Genomic DNA, 26,848 nt, shown 5'->3' on the forward strand with positions numbered 1-26,848 from the left:
TAACGCGTGCGTTTACTGTTCTTTATAGGCTTCTGGTCTTGCCTCTCCTAGTGTTTTGTCAATAAAATTGGTCATTTTTTTGTACAAGTGCAATCTTGTATTGCCACCATAAATCCCATGGTTGCGATCTGGATAGAGCATCCATTCAAAATCTTTATTGGCCTGAATCAAGGCTTCTACCAATCGCATGGTGTTTTGAACATGTACATTGTCATCGCCAGTGCCATGCACCAGCAAAAAGTCGCCTTCAAGACCATCTACAAAGTTAATTGGTGAGTTATCGTCATATCCACTTGCATTTTCTTGAGGCGTGGTCATGTAGCGTTCGGTATAAATGGTATCGTAAAACCTCCAACTGGTCACCGGCGCTACCGCAATGGCCATGCTAAATGTATCGTTCCCTTTAAATAAGGCGGCACTGCTCAAATAGCCGCCAAAGCTCCAGCCCCAAATGCCCATATGGTCTGCATCGATAAACTCAAGTTGACCCAATTTCTTAGCTGCTGCAATTTGATCTTCCAATTCATATTTACCCAATTCATTTTGGGTTACTTTTTTGAAATCGGCACCTTTAAATCCAGTCCCACGACCATCTATACAGGCCACGATGTAACCTTTTTGAGCCAAAAGCTCATACCAATAATCATTGGCACTGTTCCAACTGTTTGAGACTTCTTGAGATCCAGGTCCAGAATATTGATACATAAATAAAGGATAGGTCTTAGTTTCGTCAAAATCGCTAGGCTTGATCATCCACATGTTCAAATCATTACCGTTAATGGAGATCGTGCTAAACTCTTTAGAGGAGATATTGAAACCCTTCAACTTCTGCTGTAAAGCCTCATTATTTTTGATTGGTTTAATAACCTTGCCTGTCTTGGCATTATTCAAGGTATATTCTGGCGCTACGGTGGCGCTGGAATAACTATTGATGAAATAGGAGAAATCGGCACTGAAATCGGCCGAATTGGTACCCGTCTTTTCACTCAGTTTTTGCTTATTCTTGCCATTCAATCCAATGGCATACACGGCTCTATTGATGCTACCATCTTCGGTGGATTGGTAAAAAATGCGTTTGGATTTTTCGTCATACCCATAATAATCAGTCACTTCCCAATTGCCTGAAGTGACTTGGTTGATGAGCGTTCCAGTTTTATCGTAGTGGTAAATGTGGTTGTAACCGTCCTTTTCGCTGGTCCAAATAAAGCTATTATCCTTTAAAAAGGTTAGATTGAAGGTGACGTCTATGTAAGCCTTATCGGTTTCCGCTAGCACCAAATCGCCTTTTAAGGTTTCCGCATCAATAAACCAGACATCCAATTCATTTTGATGGCGGTTGGTGTATTGGGCGCTCAAAACATTGGGTTCATTGGTCCACTTGATTCTTGGGATGTAAAAATCGGAATAGGTTTTATCTAAACTGACTTCTTTGGTACTTGCCGATTCCAAATCGTAAATATGCAGCGAAACTAAGCTGTTTGCTTCGCCTGCCTTGGGATATTTGAATACCTGCTGCGTTTGGTAGAGCTCCTGCCCATAAACATCCATGGAAAATTCTGGGACATCAGTTTCATCAAAACGGATGAACGCAATTTTGTTGCTGGCAGCATTCCACTCAAAGGCTCTTACAAAGGAAAATTCTTCCTCATAAACCCAATCGGTAACGCCATTGATGATTTCATTCTTTTTGCCGTCTTTGGTGATCTGGTTGGTCTGCCCAGTGGTCAAATCCTTGACATAAATATCATTATTGAGACCGTATGCCAGTTTTGTCCCATCTGGAGAAAAAGTGGGTTCTTGTATTTTTTCTTCGGAAACTAAAGTTGTTTGGTTGGTTTTACTATTGAAAATATAGTATTTTCCTAAGGTGGAACGTCTGTAGATGGATTCCACATCGGTTGCCAAAAGCACCATGCTTTCATCCTCACTAAAGGTGTAGCTCGAAAAATAGCCAATCGAATCAATGTTGGCAGAGTTAACCAATGTTTTTTGCTTGGTCAAAGTTTTGTAATCGTAAATGTCAATTTGTGAGGTGCCATTTGAAAAGTCGAGCACCGAATATTGCTGGCCATCATTCATAGAGTGCAGTCCCCCCATGCGTTCGGTTCTAAAGCTACCAGTCCAAATATCTTCTAGTGTAATTTCCTTTTTTTGTGCTGAGGCTAAAGTGCTTACCAATAAAAAAAGGACGGTGCAGGATTTCAATAATTTCATAAAGATAATTTTTCGCTAAAATATTGTCAAGTTTACTAAAAATAAAGCAAAAAACCCTAAATAATGGCAGTTAAATCCGCTTTAAAATGCGCACACCTCTTTAATATTACAGAGAATAGTATCTTTGCTTTTTTAACAATGAAGAGCGATTAAGACCTAAGACACTACCTGTTTGACAGGTAGGCATTATTAGCTTGACAAGATCGCAAAAGCTGAACTGGATTTCTATAAAACAAACAGATTGGATTTTTGCATCGAAACCATTTATTAAATAACAGCGCATGAGCAAAACCATTAGTGGATTTTCAAAATTATCGAAAACCGAAAAGATCGATTGGCTTACGTCCACCTATTTTTCCAACCCTGAACAAGCAAAGTATGTATTAGAGCAATATGCCAATAACGATCAAAAGCTACAGCAATTGCACGATGAGTTCATTGAGAATACCATTTCCAATTATTATTTGCCTTTTGGCGTTGCGCCAAATTTTGACATCAATGGTAAAACCTACGCCATCCCTATGGCAATAGAAGAAAGCTCGGTGGTTGCCGCGGCCAGTAAGGCTGCCAAGTTTTGGCAATCGCGTGGCGGATTCAAAGCCACAGTACTTTCCACCGAAAAAATTGGACAGGTCCATTTTATGTTTCAAGGCGACAAAGACCGGCTTCAAGTTTTTTTCGAACAAATCAAGCCCAAATTGATCGATGCCACCAAAGCACTTACCAAGAACATGGAGCAACGTGGTGGCGGTATTTTAGACATTGAACTTCGGGACAAGACCGAAGCCATTGCCAATTACTTTCAGCTTCACGCGACCTTTGAGACTTTGGACGCGATGGGCGCCAATTTTATCAATTCCTGTTTAGAGCAATTTGCCAAAACCTTGAAAGAAGAAGCTGAACATTATGAGGCTTTTTCTACGGAAGAACGCCAGCTTCAAATCATCATGTCCATTTTATCCAATTATGTGCCACAGTGTATCGTTAGGGCTGAAGTGAGCTGCAAGGTGGAGGAACTCAGTGACAATAAAACCATTGCTGCGGAAGACTTTGCGGAAAAATTCATACAAGCCGTCCGTATCGCCGAAGTGGAGCCTTATCGCGCAGTAACGCACAACAAAGGCATCATGAACGGTGTTGATGCCGTGGTCTTGGCCACCGGAAATGATTTTAGAGCAGTGGAAGCAGGCGTACACGCCTATGCCGCTAGAACAGGAAGCTACAGCAGTTTATCACATGCCAAGGTTGAGCATGGTGTTTTTACATTTTGGATGGACCTGCCCCTAGCGCTCGGCACCGTTGGCGGACTCACAAAACTGCATCCTTTGGTAAAGGTCGCTTTGGAAATGTTGGGAAATCCTTCCGCCAAGGAATTGATGCAAATTGTTGCAGTTGCTGGTTTAGCGCAAAATTTTGCGGCCTTACGTTCTTTGACTACCACTGGCATTCAAGAAGGCCATATGAAAATGCATTTGATGAACATGTTGAACCAATATGAAGCCACTTCCGAAGAAAAATCAAAACTGATTGAATATTTCAAGACCCATGTGGTGTCCAATGCTTCTGTGGAGGAAGCGGTTGCTGGGTTGAGAAGATAGATGAACTTGAAATTGAAATTGAAATTGAAATTGAAATTGAAGCTGAACTGAAGATGAAGATGAAGATGAAGACGAAGACGAAGACGAAGACGAAGACGAAGATGAACTTGAACTTGAAATTGAAATTGAACTGAAGATGAAGATGAAGACGAAGATGAAGATGAAGATGAATTGAAATTGAAATTGAAATTGAAGATGAACTGAAGATGAAGATGAAGACGAAGATGATCCCGATAGCTATCGGGAGAACTTGAAATTGAAATTGAAGCTGGACTGAAGATGAAGACGAAGATGAAGATGAAGATGAAGATGAAGATGAAGATGAAATTGAACTGAAGATGAGGATGAAGATGAAGATGAAGATGAATTAAAACTTGAATATTGAACTTTGAACTTTGAACTCGAAACTTTAAACCCGGAACCTTGAACCAAGTACCCGAAACCTATCGAAGTCACGGCAAATTATTGCTCACAGGGGAGTACGTTGTGCTTGATGCTGCCATTTCGTTGGCGGTACCTACAACATTCGGACAGACGCTAAACGTGAGACCAATTGCCGAAAGCAGATTACTCTGGAAAAGTTTTGATGAGCAAAAGCAGGTTTGGTTTGAAGCTTCTTTTGAATTTCATGAAAACAGCCTCAAATTAGCTTCAACTTCCAATGAAACTATTTCAAACAGGCTATTGCAAATCCTATTGACGGCAAAGCATCTCAATCCAGATTTTTTAGATTCAAAATCTGGATTTAGCGTTGAAACACATCTTGAATTTCCGAGCAACTGGGGATTGGGTTCCTCCTCCACCTTAATCAATTCGATTGCGCGTTGGGCCGATGTTGACGCCTATAAATTATTGGAAGACACTTTTGGCGGCAGTGGGTATGACATTGCTTGTGCCAATGCCGGCAGTAGTTTAACCTATCAATTGAATTCCAAAATGGGACGCAAGATAAGCCTGGTGGATTTTAATCCAACGTTCAAGTCGCAGCTGTATTTTGTGCACCTCAACCAAAAGCAAAATAGTAGAGAAGGAATTGCGCAATATCGCAACAACACTTCAGACAAAACAGCTTCGATCGAACGCATCAATGCCATTACCCGTGAGATGGTTGGCTGTAAAACCCTGAATCACTTTCAAAAGTTGATGGAGGAGCATGAGCAAATCATTTCAGATTTGATAAAAATGCCTCCTGTTAAGGAACGTTTGTTCGCCGATTTTAATGGCGCCATCAAAAGTTTGGGCGCCTGGGGTGGCGATTTCGTGATGGTCGCTTCGGAAACTGATCCAAGCGCTTATTTTAAGTCTAATGGATACCACACAATGCTACGCTATTCTGAAATGGTAACGATAGATGGTAGACGGTAGAGGGTAGACTGAAGACCGGAGACTGGAGACTGAAGACCGGAGACTGGAGACTGGAGACTGAAGACTGGAGACCGGAGACCGGAGACTAGAGACTGAAGACTGAAGACTGGAAACTGGAAACTGGAAACTGGAAACTGGAAACTGGAAACTAAAACTAAAAAAGCCCCGCAAATCGCGAGGCTTTTCTTTATCTAAACACAGATTTTTAGTAGAATCTTGCTCGGTTATCATCAATTTCAGCAGTTTCCTTTAAGGCATTGTACACTTTGGATTGTGCTGCGTTTGCTCTGGTTCTGCTCAATCTGTTGGCGACACCTTGGTAGTTCTCCAATTCTGAAGTCGGCTCGATTTTAAGAACCGAAACCACATACACACCGCTATTACCATCAATCAATCCAGAAGTTTCACCCTCTTTCAATCCAAAGGCAACACCTACCACTTTAGGTTCCAAACCTGCACCAGCCAAGGTTGGATTTTTCATGTTAACCGCAGAGGCTGTATTGGTTTTAGCACTTGGTGTTTTTGCAACCTCTTCAAGTGTGGTTCCTGAGATTTTCTCACGAATCATTTTTGCTTTCTTTCCTTTTCTTATTTCAGATAAGGCTGAAGCTGAAGCGTTTTCAGGATTCATTAAACCTTTTTTGGTTTTGTTGGTCACTTGAACTACTGCATAACCACCACCAGGGATGGAAAAACGCTTGTAATCCCCTACGCTAGTACCTTCTTCAAAAGCCCAACGTACAATTGGCCTTTGACTGCCTAAGCCTGGAATGTTTTCATCCAATACCTTGATACCATTTACGGGTTTAATCGCCATGTCACGTTCTTTTGCTGCGTCTTGTAAATCGGCTTCTTGCAAGGCCATTTCAAACTTGGAGGCCTCTGTAAAAACATTGTCAATGGTCTCTGTTGATGGCTCAACCTTTTTAGCGATGGTTGCTGTTTTCACTGCTCTAGATTCTCCCTTTTGACCTAAGATCTCAATCACATGGAAACCAAACTGCGTTTGCACCACATCAATATCTCCGGTTTTATTTTGGAACTCAAAGTCACTAAACGGCTTTACCATTTGCGTACTTGGGTGATAATCGTATTCGCCGCCATTTTCAACACTGCCTTGATCTGATGACAACGCGGTTACCAATTCTGGAAATTTTGAAGGATACGCTTTAACAACCGTCAAAACGCTGTCTGCAGTGGCTTTGGCCTGTGCTTCAGATCTGGTCACATCTGGACCTGCACTACTCGCTCCTATAAAAGGTATTAAGATATGACGTACTTTAGCGGAATCTGGCATTTGCTTTTCTGCAACAATTTTGGTAAGTTTCATCATCCCATCATCCTTGTAAGGCCCATAGACATCGCCTACATTAAGTTTATAGAGCGTATCTGCAACCACGTCTGGCAAACCAGATTTTTTAATAAAACTATCTGTATATTTTTCTTCAGAATTTGCGGTAAAATTGACGTAATTCTCAATATTGGAGTCCTCAACCTTCGCAAATGCCTGGATGGTATCATTTTTACCATTTTCAAAAAGCACTTTGCCGTTAGAATACATATCAAATTCAGAACTTAAATTTTTCTCATCCTCCAAACTTGGTTCTTCATTGAATTGTACAAACGCGATATCGCGAGATGCTTCAACTTCGTATTTCTTTTTGTTCTTTTCAATGTAATCCTTGATATCAGATTTAGAAACCGCTACCAAACTGTCATTGATAGAACTGTAAGGCACTTGTACATACTTAAGGTTTCTATTTGAGTTTTCTAGATTGTGTTCTATTTCTGCTTCATTCAGGGTTGCATTCACACCCGCCTTGACCATATTGTAATAAGAGCGTTCTTGCGCACCAATGGCAATATTGGTTTCATTGTTTACCCAATCGTTATAAGTGATTCTAAAGTTACCCAAAATAGAAGGCTCTGGAGCTATGGCTTTTAAATTAGCGACAAACTCATTCAATTTGTTTTCATCAAACAAACCTGCTTCATTTTGAAATTCTGGATAGCTGGTGAAATTCTGTTTAAGCAAATCCCGCATTTCATCCTCTTCAACGCTCATCCCCAATTCATCAAATTGTGTGCTCATCACTGCGCGACGCACTTCTTGATCGTAAACACGGTTCATAACCTGAGTTGAAGTTGCCTGTGGCCCCATTTGTTGTTGGAGACTCTCCACTTGCCCCATAAATTGGTTACGATCTATTTTATTGCCATTTACGGTTGCCACAACATCTTGTGAATCGCCAAACAGCGCATCACTATTTCTGAACAAATCAGTAAGTACAAATGAAAATAACGCTAATGCGATGATTAAAATCAAAAACAATGAACGTTGTCTAATCTTATTTAAAACTGCCATTTTTATGTATTATTTATCATGTAATAAGTGGGCGAAAATACCATTTTCTATCAAATTATGAAAGGAGATTGTCTTTTTTATTAGCTATAATAAATTCTATTGAAAATACTGACAAATAAAGACTTGCTTCTTGTGGATTTGTTGCGTTGTTCGATGTGGATGTGTTGGAATTAAGGTTAGAGGTCTGCCTTATTGAAAAAGCCATCACAGAACATATCATTAAACTGAGGCAAAAAACCAAATAGCCCAATCCTCATAAACGAAGTCGCTACTTTTTGAACTTCAAATTCGCAAGCCAAAACCTTGAACATTGAACCTTGAATTTATAACCCGAAACCACTCAGTCTTCCCCAATAACCTGCAGCTCCAGCAAATCTATTTTAGTGGAGGACACCTCTAAAATCTTAAATTTATAGGTGGCCATGATCACTGTATCGTTAACCTGTGGAATCCCTTCCGTCGCGTGAACTATAAGGCCGCCGAGGGTTTCATAATTTTCGCTTTCCGGCAAATTAAGTTTATAGGTCTCATTGATATAGTCAACTTCCAATCGTGCTGAAAACTTAAAATGATGTACGCCCAATTTCTCCTCGATCAATGCCACACTATCGTGCTCATCCTCAATTTCGCCAAAAAGTTCCTCCACGATATCTTCAATGGTCATAATCCCTGCGGTACCGCCATATTCATCTATGACCACTGCCATACTTTTTCGCTTTTTGGTAAGGATACTCAGCACGTCCTTGACCAGCATCGTTGCTGGCACAAACACCACTGGCATAGTAATGGCCTTGAGTGATTTTGGTTTTTTAAAAAGTTCAAAAGAATGCACGTAGCCCAAGATATCATCAATATTTTCCTTATAAACCAGTATTTTAGACAGGCCAGACTCGATGAACAAGTTGCTGATGGTCTTAAGGGACTCACTCACTTCTACCGCAACGATCTCGGTACGTGGCACCATCACTTCACGCGCCTTTACTTCGGAAAATTCAAGCGCATTTTGAAAAATCTGGATCTCACTATCCACCTCATCGTGCTCTTCAACCGATTCCATTTGCTCGCTAATGTAGTTTCCCAGCTCAATCTTCGTCATGGCGAGCTGCACGTTATCGCCTTCAGTTTTGAAGAAACGTCTTAAGATGCTATTTGAAATCCACATGATGAATGAGGACATAAACCAAAACAAGAGATAAAACAGGTACGCTGGGAATGCGAAGATCTTTAAGAAGGAATTCGCATAGATCTGGAAAAACACCTTCGGAAGGAATTCTGCGGTAATCAAAATTACTATGGTAGATATGATGGTTTGACTCAGCAGGCTAAAATCGTAAAGTAGGTAATGCACCATTGGATATTGTGAAGGCAGCATCGATTGGAACCAGGCTACAAGCACATCTCCCATTAAAAAACCGTAGATGACCAGTGCAATATTGTTACCAATAAGCATGGTGGCAATAAATTTTGAGGGCTTTGCGGTGAGCTTCGTAAGAATACTGGCCAAAAAATCACCCTGTTTTTTTTCGATCTCTATATGGATCTTGTTGGAGGAAATATAGGCGATCTCCATTCCGGAGAAAAACGCCGAAAGCAACAACATTAAAATGATGATCAATATGCTAAGATCCATACTTAGGAATCTTTTCTGTTTTCAAACTTTTTCTTGAAACGCCTTCTGAAGAAAAACATAAAAATGGCCAACCCTGCAAAAATAAAGGAAATGATGGCCCTGCTACCATCTGATCCCAAACTATAGAATCCATCAACAATGAAGAGAATGGCAAAAATTAAATAAACGTATTGAAAAAAATTTAGGAGTTTCATTTATGGCTCTAATAATTAAGGTACAAAGATAAAGATGTTTTAACAACTGAAGCGCCCGTATCAATCTTTTACGATCATATCGCCTCTGCCTTCTAAAATTGTGTAGTTCTTGAACTTGGTATCGCTATCAAAAATATCGCCATGGCCACTGTTGGAAGTCGCCGATTTCAAACTCACAGGCAGGTTGCTGAACAGCCATTCCTGTTTTTGGTCGTAATACATTTGCTCGGCAAATAGACTGTCTTTTTGTGGGGTAATCAAGATAACGTTGCCTTGCATGTCGATAAGATCGGTCTCGCCATAGACGATGGCATAATCTGCCAAAACCACATTTTTCTGACCTTTCTCATCAAAGAGCGATAAGACTACCCCTTCAGGAAACTCTTGAAAAGCAAATTCACGATTAGAATAATCCAACATTTTAGGACTTTTCAAATTGGCAATCAAGCGGCCAATGGAATCTTCAGCTTCAGTATATTTCAAATTGATATTCTTGGCAACACCTATGGGCTGATTTTGAAGCACACCAATTTGCTGCACCTCCTTAAAGTTGTTTTTGCATGAAAAAAGCATAGTCACAACAAATGTTGTGACTATGCAAGTATTAAAATATAAACAAGATTTCTTCATTGAAATAAAAGGTACTAGTGATATTAGTCCACTTTAGGAACCACGACACTTCCGCCGATCCAGCACCCGATATTGATGGTTGAGCCACCATTACCTTTGGTAAAGATCTCACTTCTGGTTGGCGCATTGGCCTCGTAAGATGCAGCCGCTTGACTTGAGTTCGATCTCAAGTTGGGATCAACTTGACCTGCTTTTCTAGCCTCTTGTGCTGCATACCAGAACACCGCTCTCTTATTGAAGTTGTCGTCACCACAGCTGTTTGCGCTTTTGGCATACATGCTTGCAATGTGCAAGTGAGGCGTCCCATCTGATGGGTTAAGTTCTAAAGCGTCTCTATAATAGTTTCTTGCCGTACTATAGTCGCCTCTATTTTTAAAGCCAGCCGCGATTCTCTTGGCCAACCTCGCTTTTTTGAACTTATCGGTCTGCAAATCAAAAGACTGTCTCACATATTGATCTGCTTCCTTGATTTTTCCTTGCTCACGCAATATTGTGGATACAAAATATTTAGTATCTGCGGAAGGATCAACTTCGTCATATTTTTTGACCAATTCAATGTACAATGGATCTTCAGTACACTCTTTGTTGTACATTCTGCTCACTGCACGCTTCAACCAAACCGCATCATTATACTTTTCCTCATATTGTTTTTTATACAATGGGATCAAGTTCTCGCAATTTGCCAATTGGCCTAAATAGCTATCCAAGCTACCAGAGATCTTTCCGTTGGCCTCCAATTTATCCAAATAGTATTTTTTGTAGAGCGCTTCTTTATCTTTCAAAGCTGTACCAGCTTCCTCTTTTTCAATTAATTCATTGACAGACTTGGTATAGCCTTCATTTAAATTCTCCAATTGCTCAGAGACATCATCGTATTTATCAAATACTTGTTGCAATTCAATTTCCTTAGCTTTGAAAAGATCCACCGTTTTAGTGAAATACACATATAAGCCCTTAGTGCTTGTGAAATTCTTTAAATCTTGTTTGAAGGCATTGTCAAACGCGTTATACACATCCATATCGCTCTTATTGAGGAGCTCTTGGTTATCATAAAGCAAGATACCAATTCCTTCAAGCACTTCTCCCTTAGCGTATTTGCTTGGGAAATGCTCTCCAGCTTCATTTAAAAGTGCAATATAATCTTCAATAAACGCCTCTTTCTCAGCACCTGATGAGTTATCTATTTTATGATTTAGAACTTTCTCACCAAATTTATAAATGATAAGATTAAACTTAGGGCATTCCTTTCTTACAGACATGAATGGTTCATATGCCTGATCATATTTTTTATTCTTAACGTAGTCGTTCATTAATGTTAAGTTCAACATGCAGTTTTCATTTTGTTGCGCAAAACTAAAGTTGGTCGCCATCAACAAAGCTGCAATGATTACTGTTATTTTTGTCTTCATCTTGTTTCTATTTATGTTAGTTATATTTACGTTAGTTATATTTACGTTTTTCAAACCATCTGTCATTCAACGACAAACTAATTTGCAAGTTAAAGAAGTTCTCCTGGATCAAATTTAGATCTTTGGTGCCTCTTCTGCCAATCTCTGCCCCGAGATTAGTATTAGAGAATATCCCTCCCACTGGCAACCCTACTCCAAAAGATATGCCAAACTCGTTAATGCTTTGCTCATTGATCTCCAAACCTGTGTTCTCATAATGCACACCAGCCCTATAGGTCACTCGTTTCCAATAGCTTGAGAATGAATTGTAGTCTGGAACAAAAAAACCACCAAGTGCAACACTTGAGGCATTTACAAAATTAGCATTATTTATTGAAACTATTGGGTTCGCAAATTCACTTGTGTTCTGTCTTGAATATTCCAATCCTGCAAACCAATTTCTTGGCGCACCTATACCCGCACCTATAGAGAATCGGGATGGCAAGGTTAAATCGGTCTCTTCCAAACCAAGACTTGCCAGATCGGCGTCAAAACCATTGACCAAAAATTCTTGACCAGCAGTATTTACAGAAATGGTAGAAAAGGCTCTTTGGTTTTTGGAAGTGATATTGCTTTTTGGTGAGTAAGTCAAGCCAGCTTGCATTTCCAACTTTTCATTGATCATGGTTTTATAAGTCAAACCAAGATTGAAATTGATGCCACTTAAATCGGATCTGTTATTCTCTCTGGTTTGGTATTGTACCAGTCTACCCTCGCCATCATATACAAATTCGATTGCGCTGTTTTGTATGTTTCCGAAGTTATAATTGACGTCAATACCAGCACTCAACTTATCGGTTATGCGATAACCCAAACCTAGAAATGCCCTGTTGACGCCCCCTTCTCCTTTATAACGGTTGCGCAATGCACTATCATCAAAATCCTCTAGTTTATAACCTACCGAAGTGTAGGGCACCAGTCCAAAACCGACTCCAAAATCTCCCAAAGGCAATGAAAGCGCCATATAATCAAAAGTGGTCGTGCTTACCTTTGCCTCGCCAGAGTTGGCTTTCAAGTTGATACTGCTTTGGCTTCCAGCGATGGAGAATTTCACGGGTCTGGCCTCGTTATTCCAGATTTTAAGATTTGGCCCTACGTAGGCTGCCGGGTTTTTCAGGTTGACATGAATGCTATCTGTATAGATGCTAAGACCACCCATACTCCTGTTTTCTACCGTACCCTTAAATTTTAAACTTCCAATTCCGTAGAAGGAATATGGAGACGCAGTTCCTTCTTGAGCGTGTGTTTGCACGGCGTAACAGGCAATTAAAACTATTACAAGTTTTCTTATCATTAGTTTGTATTATATTCTAAAATAAAATTCAAACCTTCGAGAAGAAAATTTGAAGTGGCAAATATGCCATTTTTTAATTGGTTTGACAAAAATTCGGCATCACCACCTGTTAAAATAACTGTTAAATCTGAATAATTATTATGGTAATCGTTGAGGATACCATCAATTTCCATTGAAATCCCATTCACTACGCCAGAATGTATTGCGCTATTGGTCGCATTACCTATGAGTGCCACTGGTCTGGTGGTTGGCAGTAAAGGTAATTTGGCAGTGTGGTTATGAAGTGATTCATAACGCAATCTAATGCCCGGGGAAATGGCGCCACCCAGATATTGGTTTTGGGCATTGATGAAATCATAGGTAATACAGGTGCCTGCATCTATAATCAATACATTTTTATTCGGAAATTTAAAAACAGAGGCACTTACCAAAGCGATACGATCCACACCCAAGCTGTGGGGTGTTTTATATAAATTGGTAAATGGAAAATTTAGATCTTGCGAAAGCTCTAAGGCGGTAAGTCTAGCTTTTACAAGCGCGACTTGAGATGCTGCAAGCTTCCCTACGGAAGCAATGATCGCCTTCTTGAGCGCCGGATAGGCTTTTAAAGTCGCCTCCAGCTCAAACTCAAACTCCTTGAGTAATATAGCTTGTTGGAAAAGCAGCGCATTTTGACTGAAAACGGCCAGCTTAACGCGGGTATTACCAACATCGATAATTAAATTCATAGTGTTTGACAAAGTGCTAAATCTACAAAACGATGCTTTAGGTTAGGTTGTACCTTAACCAAATTATAACATTGTATCATGAATTCAAGCCAGTTAGGGGCGCGCTGGGTAAACATTCCTAAATTTTTTAAAGTTTCTTTTTGCGAATCTCAAAAATGCGTATATATTTGCAGTCTCGTTTTAAACGACTGGTGCCTTAGCTCAGTTGGTAGAGCAAAGGACTGAAAATCCTTGTGTCCCTGGTTCGATTCCTGGAGGCACCACCAGAAAAGCCCGATCTATTTTAGATCGGGTTTTTTGGTTATGTCAAGTCATGCCCGGGTTCCCTCCGAAACTTCGGAGTTGAAGGCGGTAGCATCAATCTCAATATTTCAAGGCAATCTTTTTTAAATTGGCTTCAGTATTTTTGTAAATTGTTGGGGCTATAAAAATTGAAGACGATTAAAAGACAATGAACATACTTTATCTCCACGGATTGAACAGTAGCCTAAGCCCCGAAAAAAGGAAGGCTTTAGAACGCTACGGAAACGTAGAAGCCCCAACCATTGATTATGAAAATAATCCCGATAGTATCAGTAGCTTGTTCGATCAATTTGAAGATGCCAACATAGACTTGGTCATTGGCAGTAGTATGGGTGGTTTCGCAGGCTATTATCTATCTAAATTATTTCAATTGCCCGCTTTATTATTTAATCCAGCATTGGCTAATAGAAGCGTGTTTCAAAATATACCTAACGCACCAGAAACCAATGCCAATAGCATTCATTTAGTACTAGGCTCAAAAGACTCTGTTGTCATAACAGAAGACACTTTAGACTTTTTAGCTAATTTATTAATGCAACCACAAAATTACAGCATCCAGATTCGACCTGAATTGGAACATCGGATACCAGTTGAAATTTTTGAAGAGGAAGTCAGCTCGTTATTTGAGCGTCTGCCTCCAGGTCATTTGAAACCGAAAAGACTCTTCTTAGACGACATTAGAACCGTCAACATGGTTTATGACACTACCTTTGAACCCGAGTTTGACATCGTGAGAACTTATGATGCCTTTGTAGACTATATCAAAAAAAACGGTCTCCCCGATTTTATTAGTTTCGATAACGATCTTGGCCTTGGCACAGATGGAAAAGTGGCACCCGACGGATTAGCTGCAGCCAAATGGCTGGTTTATGAATCTGGACTCGACTTAAGAAACCTACACTATAAGGTGCATTCTGCAAACCCTGTTGCCGCGCAACAAATACGCGGACTCTTGGGGAATTATATCCGGTTTTTGAATCAACGGAATACGTCCTAATTATAGGTTCCGCCAGCCCTACCCTTTCAACCCAAAACACAAATTAAGCATCTTATAAACTTTAGGATGCTTCCGTTTCATAAGTTTTGGTCTTTCAAAAAAATATTCGGAAGCAACTGCAAAAAATTCGGCTTGCGAGGTACCGCCATAAGCGCGAATGTCTGATTGGTTGTTGTTGATGGCCTCCATTTCATCGTGTATCATTTTCAACCAAGGTATGGTGTACACGTTTTGCAGCAATACTTCTGGGACCCCATCTACGCGATCGTCCATTTTATCAATGAGATGAGCAAACTCATGAATAGCGGTATTCCGTTTGTCCCTGGAGTTTCTAAACCCGTGATGCAAGGCTATTTTGGAGATGATCATCTGTCTTTCCAGGCGACCGCTGCCAACAACACCGGAGATTCGTCGCTCTTTGCTGGAATCGGAAAATTGGTAATCTTCATTGAAATTATCGGGATAGATCAAGATGCCCGACAAATTTTTATAATGCCATTCCTTAAACCCAAAAACGGGAATAACGGCACTTGCGGCCAAGAGGATGCGATCCAAGTCGGTTACTTCCAAATCAACGCCATCCACATACACCTCACTCAAAAACTGCATGGTTCGCTTTTGAAAACGGGTTTGTTCCTTTGGCTGCAAAGCTTTATAAAAAGCAACCTCCTCCATCATTAATCCATGCCAATGTCCTGGGAAAGGCTCCGCTTTTCTATCTCGCATCTTATAAAAGCTGTAGCCCACAAAAACCACCAAAAGAATAAAAATAAGTATATAAACCACCATAACGAATCTTGTTTATTTGCAATTCCTAAGTTAAGTTTTTCTTGATTAATTTCGGCTTAGGCAAAAAAAAATACCATAACAGTAAAATCTACTTGGGAGATCTCCAAAGTGGCATATTCTAAACTAACTGCTTCCGCTAGGTAGCTTCAAATGAAAACAAAAAAAAGCCCAATCTTACGATTGAGCTTTTATTTTATTGTTTAAAGATGTTTTACGCTTTTGGCATAACAACGGTATCTATAATATGAACCACACCATTAGATGCTTGTACATCTGTAGCGATGATGGTAGACTTATTTCCAGAAGCGTCAGTTAAGATTACAGATTCTCCACTTAAAGTAGCTGTTAGCTCACCACCATTGGCAGTTTTAACAACATATTTTCCATCAGAATCGTTGATTGCAGCTATTAAAGTATTAGCGTCAACCTTACTTGGAACAACGTGATACGTCAAAATTCCTTTCAACTGCTCTTTATTCTCAGGCTTCAAAAGTGTTTCCACTGTTCCTGCTGGTAATTTATCAAAAGCAGCATTGTTGGGAGCAAATACAGTATAATCACCTGGCTCAGATAACATCGTTGCCAAATCTGCAGCTTTAACAGCAGCAACTAAAGTAGAAAGACTTTCTGTAGCCATTGCTTTCGAAGCAATACTATTTTCTTGAGCTTCTCTCATTGCTTCTTCTTGCATTGCAGTCTCATTATCTGCATTCTCTTGATCCATTTTTTCTTGTTCCATCTTAGCTGCTGCCTCTTCTTCTGCTTTGCCGTCTTTACAAGCGGTCATAAATACTAAGGTCAAGCACATCACTGATGTAAAAATTCTTTTCATTGTAAGTTTCATAATTTGTTTTAGTGTTTATTGGTTTATAGACTAATATACGAAGGTAATCTGCTTTAAGTTTTCCAATGCAATGATTTAGTATAAATTTAACAATTTATTTGCAAATTCTTAAATCCAAATCAAAATCTGGCTAAAATCAGACTTTGGAATGGATGCCCTGCTAATACTGCACAAGAAACAATTTGCGTTAACAATCTAAGCAATTAAAGCAATTATACTACTTTTATACCCTTATTTTTACAGCTTGGAAAACACAGAAACCGATATTGATGAAACAAAGACCAAAAACGTGCGAAGTTACCGTTGGTTGAGACGCATCCTTCGCGTTCTTCTTGGGATTCTTGTTTTTTTGTTTTTGATGGTATTATTTGTGAGAAGCCCGTGGGGACAAGGGATCATCGTAGACAAGGTCGTGAATTTTGTCTCCGATAAAACGAACACTAAAGTGGCTATTGATCGCTTATTCATCACTTTTGATGGCGATGTGCAGCTTGACGGTCTTTATTTGGAAGACACCAAAGGCGATACACTCATTTATTCTAAATCGCTCGAAGCCAACATCCCTCTTTGGGCAACGATCAATGGCGAAGCTGTTGGCGTTGAAGCACTGGATTGGGAGGGTTTGCGCGCCAATATCATTAGGAAGGATTCGGTAAATGGCTATAATTTTCAATTTTTGATCGATGCTTTTGTTGCTGCCGATACCACCTCGGTTGCCACAGATACCACCTCGACCCCTCTCAATTTGATCCTTAAAAACCTGAACCTTAAGGACATCGACATTGTTTTTAATGATGCGGTTATAGGCATTGCATCCAAATATAAGATTGGCGAACTCAAGGCAGGTATGGAAACTATTGATTTGGAACAGATGATCTTCAATGCTTCGGAATTGGAACTGACCAATGCCAACATCCAATTTATCCAGAATCCTGCGGTTACTGATACCACATCAACCGATGTCCCACTGCCAAAACTATCTGCGGAAAGCCTTAAGCTCCAAAATGTCAAGGCGTATTATCAATCAAAACCCAACCAAGTGATCGCCGATTTGGACATAGGTCAGTTTTATACTGAAATCCCTCAGATCAACCTGGCAAACAGCGAATTCATTTTAGACCAGATCCTGCTGAAGGATTCCAAGATCCTCTTCCATACTGAGACCGAAACGAAACTTGCCGATAAAAAACCGAAGCCAGAAAACCAAAGCAAAACAGAAGGCTCAAAAGCTTTTGAATGGCCTGCCATAGAAGTGAGTGTCGCCGATATCGATTTTGAGAATAATAAGCTTACCTATTTGGTGGGTGATGCCAGGCCTGTTTCTGGGGAATTCAACCCCAATGCGGTTGCTATTGAAGATTTAAGTCTTCAGGCAAAAGACCTCTATTTAAGAGACGAAGCGGCTGGATTGGAGCTGAATCAATTTGATTTCAAGGAATTTTCCGGATTCAACCTGAAGCAACTCGCGTTTAAGTTCGAATTGACGAACCAGCAATTGCATTTTGAGGATTTAAAGTTTCAGCTTAACGATAATAGCATCCAAGGCTACGTAGAACTCAATTACAGCTCGATTTCCAAATTAATGCAACAGCCAGAAAACACAAAAGTGCAGCTTAACCTGCCATCCTTCAGCTTGTCCTTAAAGGAACTTTTCAAGTTTCAACCTTCCTTAGAAGAAAACGAATACCTAAAAACGCTCAGCAAAAAACAAATACGTGGCAACATCAATGCTGCGGGCACCTTGGCCGCCATCAATTTCCCTAACATCAACATCAATTGGGGTAAAAACACAAAAATCTCAGCTTCCGGAAAGGTCTTCAACCCAACCAATCCTAAAAAATTAGCCTTTGATATTCCGCAGTTTTCCGCAGAAACAACGCGCGAAACCGCTCAATTATTTCTGAATGAACAGGACATGGGCATCACCTTCCCCAAAAACGTACGTTTAGCAGGAACTGCCAAAGGCAATTTGGAAGACCTTTCTGCGGAAGCAAAATTGACCACCACACAAGGCGTTGCCACAATTGGAGGCGATTTTAAAAACGCAGCAAACATCGCCTTTGATCTCAATTTGACCATCGATGATTATAAGGTCAACGAACTGCTCAACAATCCGCAATTTGGTGCGCTCACTTTAAATGTCAAGGCTGAAGGCAGCGGAAAAACCATAAACACCTTAGATGCCACTTTAGATGCGAACATCACGTCTTTCCAGCTCAAGGGGTATGCCATCAACGACCTCAACATCAACGGTAAGCTCAAAAACGGACAAGGGCATGTGCGTTCTAATTATAAGGACGACAACCTCAACGCCAATTTAGATGCCTTAGTCGTTCTAGATTCCATCGCTCCTGAAGCCACTTTAGAATTGGATGTGGTTGGAGCCAACCTTCAAGCTTTAGGTCTTATGAATCGCGACGTTAGAGCTGGTCTTAAGCTGTATGCAGATTTCAAAGGCAATGCGAAAAATTACGACGTCTCGGCCATTATTGAAGACGGGGTTGTGGTGTACGACAACAAGTCTTATTTATTAGGGGCATTTGATGCGTTGGCGCATGTGACCCAAGACACCACCTCGGTTTCCATACGCAACAAGATGCTTGACTTAAAGTTAGAATCCAATACAGATCCGCAAACCTTCAGCAAAGCCTTGCAGTTGCATGTTTCTAGTTATTTCAGTAGAAAAACGAAACGACTTGACACCCTAAAAAACCCGGTCAATCTCAAGATTGAGGCCAAAATTGCCGAATCTCCCTTATTGAATGATGTCTTTTTAGTGAATGTAAAGGAATTGGACACCATTAATGTAGCTGTTGATTTCAATCAAAAGGCCAGAAAACTCAAAGCCAATATCACTGCGCCGCACATCAATTACAGCGGTAATAAATTAGACAGTTTGGTATTTGCTATGGATACTGATGAAGATAATTTCAAATTCGATTTTGGTTTCAAGAACCTCTCTGCCGGCCCCTTAGACATCCCGTCAACCAGAATTTCGGGCAACCAAACCAATAATGAGCTCTCATTGAATATCTCTGGCAGCAATAAAGGCACTCAGCTCATGAATGTCAATTCAAAGATTACAGGTAATTCCGAACGCTTGCGTTTTCATGTGAGTCCAGACAGTCTGATTCTGAATAAAAAAAAATGGACTATCCCAGAGGATAACGAGGTCATCATCACGCAAAGTAAGCTGGAGTTCAATGCGTTTGAGATTTCTAGAGACAACCAATCCATCAATATAACCAATAAGCTTGCTGGGATTGACAAGAATCACATCGCCATTGAATTCTCCAATTTCAACATCCAAGAGGTCTTCAATTATCTCAACCCAGACTCCCAATTGGCAAAAGGAGAACTCAATGGTAACTTTGTGATAGAAGCACCTTTCAAGGAAACTGGGATTGTTGCCGATTTGAATATCCAAGAATTCCAAGTCCTAAAAAGCGATTTGGGCACCTTGAGTTTGGATGCCAAATCCTTAGGAAATAATAGTTATGACTTTGAGGCCGATATGAAAGGTGGCGACGTTGACCTGGATCTAAAAGGAGATTATATAGCCAGTACGGGTGGTGGCAATCTGGATCTTGATCTCAAGATCAACAAATTTAAAATGGAAGCCCTCAACGATCTCTCCATGGGCGAGATCAAAAACGCCAGCGGTAATTTTTCCGGACAATTCAAGCTTACAGGAGAAACATCAGATTTGCAATACCAGGGCAGTCTCAACTTTAATGAGGCGAAATTCAATGTCGCGAAACTCAATACCGATTTTCTTCTGAAGGATGAAACGCTCAACATCGACAATGCCGGACTTTCGATGTCTAATTTCACTGTATTGGATGCCAATAATAATGCTTTGGTGGTCTCTGGAGAAATCGGGACAGAGCGCTTTATCAACCCCACGTTCAATCTGGATTTAAAAGCCACTAATTTTCAGGTATTAGATGCCACCAAGGAAGATAACGAGATGATCTATGGCAAGGCCGCTTTTGATGTCAACGCCAAATTGACCGGCGATTTGCAGCTTCCAAAACTAAATGCCAAACTCTCATTGAACTCCAGTACCGATGTAACCTATGTGTTGCCGTCTTCTGTTGCTAATGTAGAAACGCGGGATGGCGTTGTTGTTTTTGTGAACCGTGAAAACCCAGATGCAATTCTTACCCAAACCAAAGAAGAAACTGCCACCGTAAGGGGATTTGATGTAAGCGCACTTATCAAGATCAACAAAAATGCTACAGCCACCATTATTATTGATGAGGATACAGGTGACAATTTCAAAATCAAGGGCGAAGGCGATCTCAATCTCACCATGAGCCCGAACGGACGCATTAATTTAACTGGTGCGTATGAAATTTCAGATGGGCATTATGAGTTGACGCTTTATAACTTAGTAAACCGGAAATTCAATATTGCACCTGGAAGCAGGGTTACCTGGTCTGGCGACCCGTTTGATGCCAAACTGGATGTGCGGGCGATTTACAATATAGAAACCTCGGCCTCGCCACTTATGGCTGCAGGGATTTCTGGGTCTGATGCCACCGTGAAGAGCAAATTCCGTCAAGTGCTTCCTTTTAATGTCTATCTCAATATTGATGGCGACTTGATGCAACCAAAAATTTCATTTCAATTAGACATGCCAGAGGAAGAACAAGGCGCCGTAGGCGGCCAGGTTTATAGCCGAGTGCAGCAAGTGAATCAACAGGAGAGCGAGCTCAATCAACAAGTATTCTCATTGTTGGTGCTCAATAAATTCTACCCCAACTCGGGCAGTGACGGCAGCTCGGGAGGTTTCGCAAATGTGGCGAGAGACAATCTCAACGATGCCGTATCAGATCAATTGAACACTTTTTCAGATCAGGTTTTGGGCAGTTCGGGGATTGATTTGGATTTTGGTCTAGACAGCTATACCGATTATCAAGGCGAGTCCCCAACCCAGCGTACCCAATTGGATGTCGCTGCCCAAAAGAAATTATTTGACGATCGCTTGATTGTTCGCGTGGGAAGCCAACTAGACATTCAAGGCAGCGGTGCGCCAGGTGAGCAAGCACCGCTTGTTGGCAACGTGAGTTTAGAGTATTTATTGACCGAAAATGGACGCTACCGACTCAAAGGTTTCAGAAAAAGTGAATTTGAGAATGTCATTGACGGACAAACCATTGTAAGTGGTATTGCGTTGATCTTTACCCAAGAATTCAACCAATTCAAAGACCTTTGGGATGCCATGTTGCGCTCACAAAGCAAAAAGGATGAGGCTGAAGCTGAACAGGCCAAGCAAGAGATTGAAAAAAAACAGGAGGCCACGGAAAAAAGTATGGAAAATAAAAAAAATTAAGATTTGAATAATACCATAAAATATAGCATCATACTTTTTTGCTTCGGAATGGGTTTGTACTCCTGTAGTGTCAAAAAATTCATTCCAGAAGGCCAACGTCTTTACACAGGCGCCACAATAGAAATTGAGGCAGATTCTTCCATCACAGAGGTAGACGAACTCAAGGAACGATTACAAACCGTACTGCGACCAGAACCAAATTCCAAATTTCTTGGGATGCAACCTGGTTTGTATTTTTATTACAAGGCGCAACGTAAAAAACCGGGTTTCATCAACCGTTTCCTCAATAAAAAAATTGGCGAGGAACCTGTGTACCAAATCGATGTAGCACCTCTTGAAGTTGAGGATGTCTTACTAAACCGATTGGAAAATAGCGGATTTTTTTACAGTGCCTCTTCATCCTCTTTTACTGAAGATTCTCTAGAAGCGTCTTTGACCTATCGTTTGAAAGTGCCCAAACCTTACAAGATGGCAAATTTCAAGCTAGATTCCATGCCAAGTCCAATTTATAAGGATGTGCAAGAGTTGACCGCCAATACGCCCTTAAGAGAAACTAATCGGTTTAGCCTCAATAACATGAAATTGGAGCGTGAACGTATTGAACAAGGACTAAAATCAAGAGGCTACTATAATTTCAATCCGGATTTTTTCATTTTTGAAGCCGATACCAATCAATATAACAATAAGCAATTTGATTTGTTCATGAAGCTCAAAGCTGAAGTGCCAAAGAAATCATTGGTGCCTTATCAAATCAAACAGATCAACGTCTATCCAAATTACGATTTAAACGATTCAACCCAAATCGAAGTCAACCGTTTCAAGAGTAAAAACTTTTATCAAGACACTTTATTCTTCAAACCAAAGTATCTCAATAAATACATCACACTTGAGGAAGGTCAATATTTCAATCCGAAAACCTCCAAAAACACTGCCAGACGCCTATCCACCATTGGTGCCTACAAATTTGTGAATGTGCAGTACAAGGAGATCGACTCCTCCATGACCGATAGTTTGGGTGCTTTGGAAGCCAATATATATTTGTCGCCTTTAACTAAACGGGCGCTGCGTGCCGAATTACAAGCGGTTACCAAATCCAATGGTTTTACAGGGCCTAACTTAGCGCTTACCTATAGTAACCGAAATTTGTTTCAAGGCGGTGAGACCATGAACATAAGCACCACTGTTGGTTATGAAACACAAATTGCGAGCGGCGACAACAGAGGTTTGAGCAGTTTGGAACTGGGTCTTAAAGGCGAACTGATTTTTCCACGAGTGATCTCACCATTTAACATTGGTGACGATTTCTTTGAATACTCCATACCAAAGACCAAAACGAGTTTGGGCCTAAAGTATCTAAATCGCAGTCAATTATATACCCTGCTTTCTGGTAGCGCACTTTTTGGCTACCTCTGGGATGCCAATAAATATGTGACCTATGAGCTTAACCCCATTTCGATAAATTACACAAGCCTTAGCAATACCACGCCAGAATTTCAAACGATTTTAGATGAAAATCCATTTTTACAGCGCAGCTTTGATCAACAATTCATATCAGGACTTACGCTATCTTTTACTTATAATGGCATGGTCGATGCCAACGATCCCAATCAGTTTTATGTGAATTCAACCTTGGATGTGGCTGGAAATTCCATCAGTCTCTTGGGCAAAGAAAATAGCGAGACTGGGGTCAAGGAGTTTTTGGGCTTGGAATACGCGCAATATGCCAAAGCCGATGTCGATTTAAGATTTCATCTCAACTTCGGCAAAGACAGGCAGCAAACCTTGGCCACACGATTATTTGCTGGTTATGGTCTCCCCTATGGAAATTCTGACGTTGTTCCCTTTGTGAAACAATATTTTTCTGGAGGCCCATATAGTGTTAGGGCTTTTAGAAACCGTTCCCTTGGCCCTGGTGTCTATAATGAAGATAATGACACTGGCAACAACGGTGGATTCTTTGACCGTACCGGAAACATTCGTTTGGAAGCCAACATAGAGTATCGCTTCCCAATCGTTTCCTTTTTTAAAGGAGCTGTTTTTGCAGATGCAGGTAACGTTTGGAACTCCGAGCCCAACCCTGCTTTCAATGGCTTAGATGAGTTTTCATCGAATTTCATCAATGAATTGGGCATGGGTGTTGGCTTCGGCTTACGTGTAGATGTACAAGGCTTTGTGATTCGATTTGATTTGGCAGCACCATTTCATGATCCATCGCTACCTAAAGGCGAACGATACGATTTTCAATATGATCAACCTGTATTCAATTTTGCAATTGGGTATCCGTTTTAGGGAATAAAGAATTGAGGACAATGAGTCATGAGCTTTGAGCTATGAGCTGTGAGCCTTGAGCTGTGAGCTTTGAGCTATGAGCCTTGAGCTGTGAGCTGTGGGTTGTGGGTTGTGGGTTGTGGGTTGTGGGTTAAGAAAAAAAAACAATAAAAAGAACAAAACTATGAGTAAAGATAAATTCATGCAAGAGGCTGTCAAAGCCGCATTAGAAGGAATGACCAAAAATGCGGGCGGCCCCTTTGGCTGTGTCATTGTCAAAGACGGTCAAATCGTGGGCAGGGGCTATAACAAAGTGACGTCCACCAACGATCCAACCGCCCACGGTGAAGTCATGGCCATACGGGATGCCTGTAAAAACCTGGATAGCTTTCAACTGGATGGCTGTGAACTCTACACCTCTTGCGAACCTTGCCCAATGTGCTTGGGCGCTATTTATTGGGCACGCGTTGAAAAAGTGTATTATGGCAGCACCCAGGTTGACGCCGCAAATATTGGGTTTGACGACCAATTTATTTACGATGAAATCCCTTTGCCTTATGCCGAACGTCGCATCCCATTCATCCAAGTGGCACACGAAATCGCCATGGAACCTTTTAATACTTGGCGTGCAAAGGAAGATAAGATTGACTATTAGCAGAGCTCAGCTTATTTTTAATTTTTTTATTACGGAATTCAAAAGTAGATGATTCGACCTAAGACGAAAGGACGTAGGACATAGGACGTAGGACGTAGGACGTAGGACGTAAAGTAAAAAATCTGATATCAAAATTGAAATCTTGCTCATTTCTCATCTTAGGCCCTGTCTTGAGTCATAAGTCATTTGGTCTTATTTCAATTTTCCCAAATTTCTGTAATCGAAAGTTCCAAGTTTCGACAAAAACCCTACCTTAGATTTTTTCGTAAACACTTTTAAGCACTAAACAATTATGCAAAAAACTTATTATGACCCAGCCGATTTAAGAAAATTTGGCAAGATTTCAGATTGGAATGAAGAATTGGGAAGCAAATTCTTTGAGTATTACAATGCCGTATTCAAAGAGGGAAAACTTAGCGAACGTGAAAAATCACTCATCGCACTTGCCGTAGCGCACACCGTGCAATGCCCATATTGCATCGATGCTTATACTGGCGACGGACTCAAACGCGGCATTACCAAAGAAGAGATGATGGAAGCCTTGCATGTTTCCGCAGCGATTCGTGGTGGTGCATCATTGGTGCATGGCGTGCAAATGATGAATAAAGTGAATAAATTGGAAATGTGAGCAGGCTGTTGATTTTGTGAAGCAAAATCTTACAGATCGCTCATCCCGACCTTTGTCGGGATCTTTTCAACTCAATTAGAATACATTAAATCAACAGATGATTAAATCCCTACATAAACGCGAAAGCGAATTAGCAAACTCTAATAGACAGGTCGAAATTTTATCAAATGGCATCTTCCAGAACGGGGAATTGCCCAAATTCAAGGATAAAATTGCCGAAACCGGTCAATTTCCATTAAAAGCAAAAAAACTTGAAATCCTGCAAATCAATGTGGGCTACATGTGCAACCAGGTTTGCGAGCACTGCCACGTCGATGCCGGTCCCGACCGTAAGGAAATCATGACCAGGGACACCATGAGACAATGTTTGGAAGTCATTAAAAACACCGGTGCGCACACCCTCGATTTAACTGGAGGCGCACCAGAAATGAACCCAGATTTTAGATGGTTTGTAGATGAAGCTTCTAAAGCAGGCATCAAAGATTTCATCGTGCGCTCTAATTTGACCATTATTAGGGCCAATAAAAAATATTACGATTTACCTGAATTTTTCAAACAGCACAACGTACACGTGATTTCCTCAATGCCACACTGGACTAAGGGAAAAACAGATAAGCAACGTGGCGATGGTGTTTTTGATAAATCCATAAAAGCCTTACAAGAACTCAACGCCATTGGCTACGGCATGCCAGATAACGATTTGCGACTGGACTTGGTCTATAATCCGTCGGGAGCCTATTTACCGGGCAACCAAGCCAGCATGGAGAAGGATTTCAAAAAAGGTTTGTCGGAAGAATTTAACATCCAATTTCACAACTTATTTGCCATTACCAATTTACCAATCGCACGATTTTTGGATTATTTGATTGCTTCGGAAAATTATGAGGATTATATGTACTCCTTAGTTGAAGCTTATAATCCGGCTGCGGTTAAAAGTGTGATGTGCACCAATACACTTTCCATTTCTTGGGATGGTTATTTGTACGATTGCGATTTCAACCAAATGCTCAATCTACCCGTTAATAGTAAGGTCAAGCATATTGCCGATTATAACGAAGAACTTTTGGATGGTAGAACCATCATGATTTCACAACATTGTTATGGCTGTACTGCTGGCGCGGGAAGCAGTTGCCAAGGGAGTGTGACCTGAGAGAAGTTGAAGTTGATCCCGATAGCTATCGGGAGAAGTTGAAGATGAAGATGAAGATGAAGATGAAGAGGAAGACGAAGATGAAGATGAAGACGAAGATGAAGATGAAGATGATGACGAAATAGAAATTGACCTGCAAGGTATTCCCGAGGCACGAGGGTTCCGGATGAAGATGAAGTTGAAGATGAAGATGATCCCGATAGCTATCGGGAGAAGTTGAAGACGAAAAGGAAAATGCACATTTGACCTGCAAGGTATTCCCGAGGCACGAGGGTTCCGGATGAAGTTGAAGTTGAAGTTGAAGATGAAGATGATCCCGATAGCTATCGGGAGAAGTTGAAGTTGAAAAATTCGTAGTAAAACAAAATTTGACCTGCAAGGTATTCACGAGGCTTCGGGGCTTCTAGGTA

Annotated in this window: 17 protein-coding genes and 1 tRNA gene; 9 read left to right on the top strand and 9 right to left on the bottom strand. The window is 40.8% G+C overall.

What is annotated here, in order from left to right; genetic code table 11:
- Positions 1-12 precede the first annotated feature (12 nt).
- Positions 13-2,214 carry a S9 family peptidase gene (locus tag ESY88_RS09235; RefSeq protein WP_147086313.1) on the bottom strand — a complete coding sequence of 734 codons (2,202 nt, stop codon included), beginning with the start codon at positions 2,212-2,214 and terminating at the stop codon, positions 13-15.
- Positions 2,215-2,495: 281 nt separating this feature from the next.
- On the opposite strand from ESY88_RS09235, the gene ESY88_RS09240 reads away from it, so the two are divergent.
- Positions 2,496-3,812, top strand: a complete 1,317-nt coding sequence (locus tag ESY88_RS09240) for a hydroxymethylglutaryl-CoA reductase, degradative (protein ID WP_147086312.1) — start codon at positions 2,496-2,498, stop codon at positions 3,810-3,812.
- Between the two features lie 423 nt (positions 3,813-4,235).
- On the top strand, positions 4,236-5,177 hold the full coding sequence (locus ESY88_RS09255; protein ID WP_147086311.1) for a GYDIA family GHMP kinase: 942 nt from the start codon (positions 4,236-4,238) through the stop codon (positions 5,175-5,177).
- A 205-nt stretch (positions 5,178-5,382) separates the two neighbouring features.
- On the opposite strand, the gene ESY88_RS09260 is transcribed toward ESY88_RS09255, so the two are convergent.
- The 6 genes from ESY88_RS09260 to ESY88_RS09290 all read right to left on the bottom strand — a co-directional run bounded on the left by ESY88_RS09260 (position 5,383) and on the right by ESY88_RS09290 (position 13,466).
- Entirely contained in the window at positions 5,383-7,542 is a 2,160-nt protein-coding gene (locus tag ESY88_RS09260; RefSeq protein WP_147086310.1) for a peptidylprolyl isomerase, read from the bottom strand.
- Between the two features lie 340 nt (positions 7,543-7,882).
- Entirely contained in the window at positions 7,883-9,172 is a 1,290-nt protein-coding gene (locus tag ESY88_RS09265; protein ID WP_147086309.1) for a hemolysin family protein, read from the bottom strand.
- 254 nt (positions 9,173-9,426) lie between these two features.
- Positions 9,427-9,996, bottom strand: coding sequence for an LPS export ABC transporter periplasmic protein LptC (gene lptC, locus ESY88_RS09275; protein ID WP_147086307.1), 570 nt, complete (start codon positions 9,994-9,996; stop codon positions 9,427-9,429).
- Positions 9,997-10,019: 23 nt separating this feature from the next.
- Entirely contained in the window at positions 10,020-11,405 is a 1,386-nt protein-coding gene (locus ESY88_RS09280; protein WP_147086306.1) for a tetratricopeptide repeat protein, read from the bottom strand.
- 31 nt (positions 11,406-11,436) lie between these two features.
- Complete coding sequence (locus ESY88_RS09285; protein ID WP_147086305.1) at positions 11,437-12,738, bottom strand: hypothetical protein; 1,302 nt, start codon at positions 12,736-12,738, stop codon at positions 11,437-11,439.
- Positions 12,738-13,466 (bottom strand): type III pantothenate kinase, encoded by a 729-nt coding sequence (locus ESY88_RS09290; protein ID WP_147086304.1) that lies wholly within the window; start codon positions 13,464-13,466, stop codon positions 12,738-12,740. Before ESY88_RS09290 ends, ESY88_RS09285 begins: the two co-directional genes overlap by 1 nt.
- 190 nt (positions 13,467-13,656) lie before the next feature.
- On the opposite strand from ESY88_RS09290, the gene ESY88_RS09295 reads away from it, so the two are divergent.
- Both ESY88_RS09295 and ESY88_RS21820 read left to right on the top strand, forming a co-directional pair.
- A tRNA-Phe gene (locus ESY88_RS09295) sits at positions 13,657-13,732 on the top strand.
- A gap of 185 nt (positions 13,733-13,917) precedes the next feature.
- On the top strand, positions 13,918-14,766 hold the full coding sequence (locus tag ESY88_RS21820) for a YqiA/YcfP family alpha/beta fold hydrolase (protein WP_147086303.1): 849 nt from the start codon (positions 13,918-13,920) through the stop codon (positions 14,764-14,766).
- An 18-nt stretch (positions 14,767-14,784) separates the two neighbouring features.
- Here ESY88_RS21820 and ESY88_RS09305 read toward each other — a convergent pair whose 3' ends face one another.
- A complete protein-coding gene (locus ESY88_RS09305) occupies positions 14,785-15,552 on the bottom strand; it encodes a M90 family metallopeptidase (protein ID WP_147086383.1) in 768 nt (255 codons plus the stop codon).
- A 214-nt stretch (positions 15,553-15,766) separates the two neighbouring features.
- Entirely contained in the window at positions 15,767-16,399 is a 633-nt protein-coding gene (locus tag ESY88_RS09310; protein WP_223270783.1) for a fasciclin domain-containing protein, read from the bottom strand.
- A gap of 244 nt (positions 16,400-16,643) precedes the next feature.
- Between ESY88_RS09310 and ESY88_RS09315 the strand changes: the two genes are divergently transcribed.
- The 5 genes from ESY88_RS09315 (at position 16,644) to arsS (ending at position 26,438) form a co-directional block, all read left to right on the top strand.
- Complete coding sequence (locus ESY88_RS09315; RefSeq protein ID WP_317128679.1) at positions 16,644-21,737, top strand: translocation/assembly module TamB domain-containing protein; 5,094 nt, start codon at positions 16,644-16,646, stop codon at positions 21,735-21,737.
- A 48-nt stretch (positions 21,738-21,785) separates the two neighbouring features.
- Complete coding sequence (tamL, locus tag ESY88_RS09320) at positions 21,786-24,026, top strand: translocation and assembly module lipoprotein TamL (protein WP_147086380.1); 2,241 nt, start codon at positions 21,786-21,788, stop codon at positions 24,024-24,026.
- A gap of 163 nt (positions 24,027-24,189) precedes the next feature.
- Positions 24,190-24,660, top strand: coding sequence for a nucleoside deaminase (locus tag ESY88_RS09325; protein ID WP_147086302.1), 471 nt, complete (start codon positions 24,190-24,192; stop codon positions 24,658-24,660).
- A gap of 292 nt (positions 24,661-24,952) precedes the next feature.
- Complete coding sequence (locus ESY88_RS09330) at positions 24,953-25,288, top strand: arsenosugar biosynthesis-associated peroxidase-like protein (RefSeq protein WP_147086301.1); 336 nt, start codon at positions 24,953-24,955, stop codon at positions 25,286-25,288.
- 97 nt (positions 25,289-25,385) lie between these two features.
- A complete protein-coding gene (gene arsS / locus ESY88_RS09335; protein WP_147086300.1) occupies positions 25,386-26,438 on the top strand; it encodes an arsenosugar biosynthesis radical SAM (seleno)protein ArsS in 1,053 nt (350 codons plus the stop codon).
- The last annotated feature ends 410 nt before the right edge of the window (positions 26,439-26,848 follow it).

Origin of the sequence: Subsaximicrobium wynnwilliamsii (assembly GCF_007997225.1) — a bacterium.
GTDB lineage: Bacteria > Bacteroidota > Bacteroidia > Flavobacteriales > Flavobacteriaceae > Psychroserpens > Psychroserpens wynnwilliamsii.

Bases quoted from the DNA above. Each gene is read 5' to 3' on its own strand.
- ESY88_RS09265 (WP_147086309.1), bottom strand. From the start codon at position 9,172: ATGGATCTTAGCATATTGATCATCATTTTAATGTTGTTGCTTTCGGCG.
- ESY88_RS09260 (WP_147086310.1), bottom strand. From the start codon at position 7,542: ATGGCAGTTTTAAATAAGATTAGACAACGTTCATTGTTTTTGATTTTA.
- ESY88_RS09290 (WP_147086304.1), bottom strand. From the start codon at position 13,466: ATGAATTTAATTATCGATGTTGGTAATACCCGCGTTAAGCTGGCCGTT.
- ESY88_RS09280 (WP_147086306.1), bottom strand. From the start codon at position 11,405: ATGAAGACAAAAATAACAGTAATCATTGCAGCTTTGTTGATGGCGACC.
- ESY88_RS09285 (WP_147086305.1), bottom strand. From the start codon at position 12,738: ATGATAAGAAAACTTGTAATAGTTTTAATTGCCTGTTACGCCGTGCAA.
- ESY88_RS09330 (WP_147086301.1), top strand. From the start codon at position 24,953: ATGCAAAAAACTTATTATGACCCAGCCGATTTAAGAAAATTTGGCAAG.
- lptC (WP_147086307.1), bottom strand. From the start codon at position 9,996: ATGAAGAAATCTTGTTTATATTTTAATACTTGCATAGTCACAACATTT.
- ESY88_RS09240 (WP_147086312.1), top strand. From the start codon at position 2,496: ATGAGCAAAACCATTAGTGGATTTTCAAAATTATCGAAAACCGAAAAG.
- ESY88_RS09310 (WP_223270783.1), bottom strand. From the start codon at position 16,399: ATGAAACTTACAATGAAAAGAATTTTTACATCAGTGATGTGCTTGACC.
- arsS (WP_147086300.1), top strand. From the start codon at position 25,386: ATGATTAAATCCCTACATAAACGCGAAAGCGAATTAGCAAACTCTAAT.
- ESY88_RS21820 (WP_147086303.1), top strand. From the start codon at position 13,918: ATGAACATACTTTATCTCCACGGATTGAACAGTAGCCTAAGCCCCGAA.
- ESY88_RS09235 (WP_147086313.1), bottom strand. From the start codon at position 2,214: ATGAAATTATTGAAATCCTGCACCGTCCTTTTTTTATTGGTAAGCACT.
- ESY88_RS09325 (WP_147086302.1), top strand. From the start codon at position 24,190: ATGAGTAAAGATAAATTCATGCAAGAGGCTGTCAAAGCCGCATTAGAA.
- tamL (WP_147086380.1), top strand. From the start codon at position 21,786: ATGGGTTTGTACTCCTGTAGTGTCAAAAAATTCATTCCAGAAGGCCAA.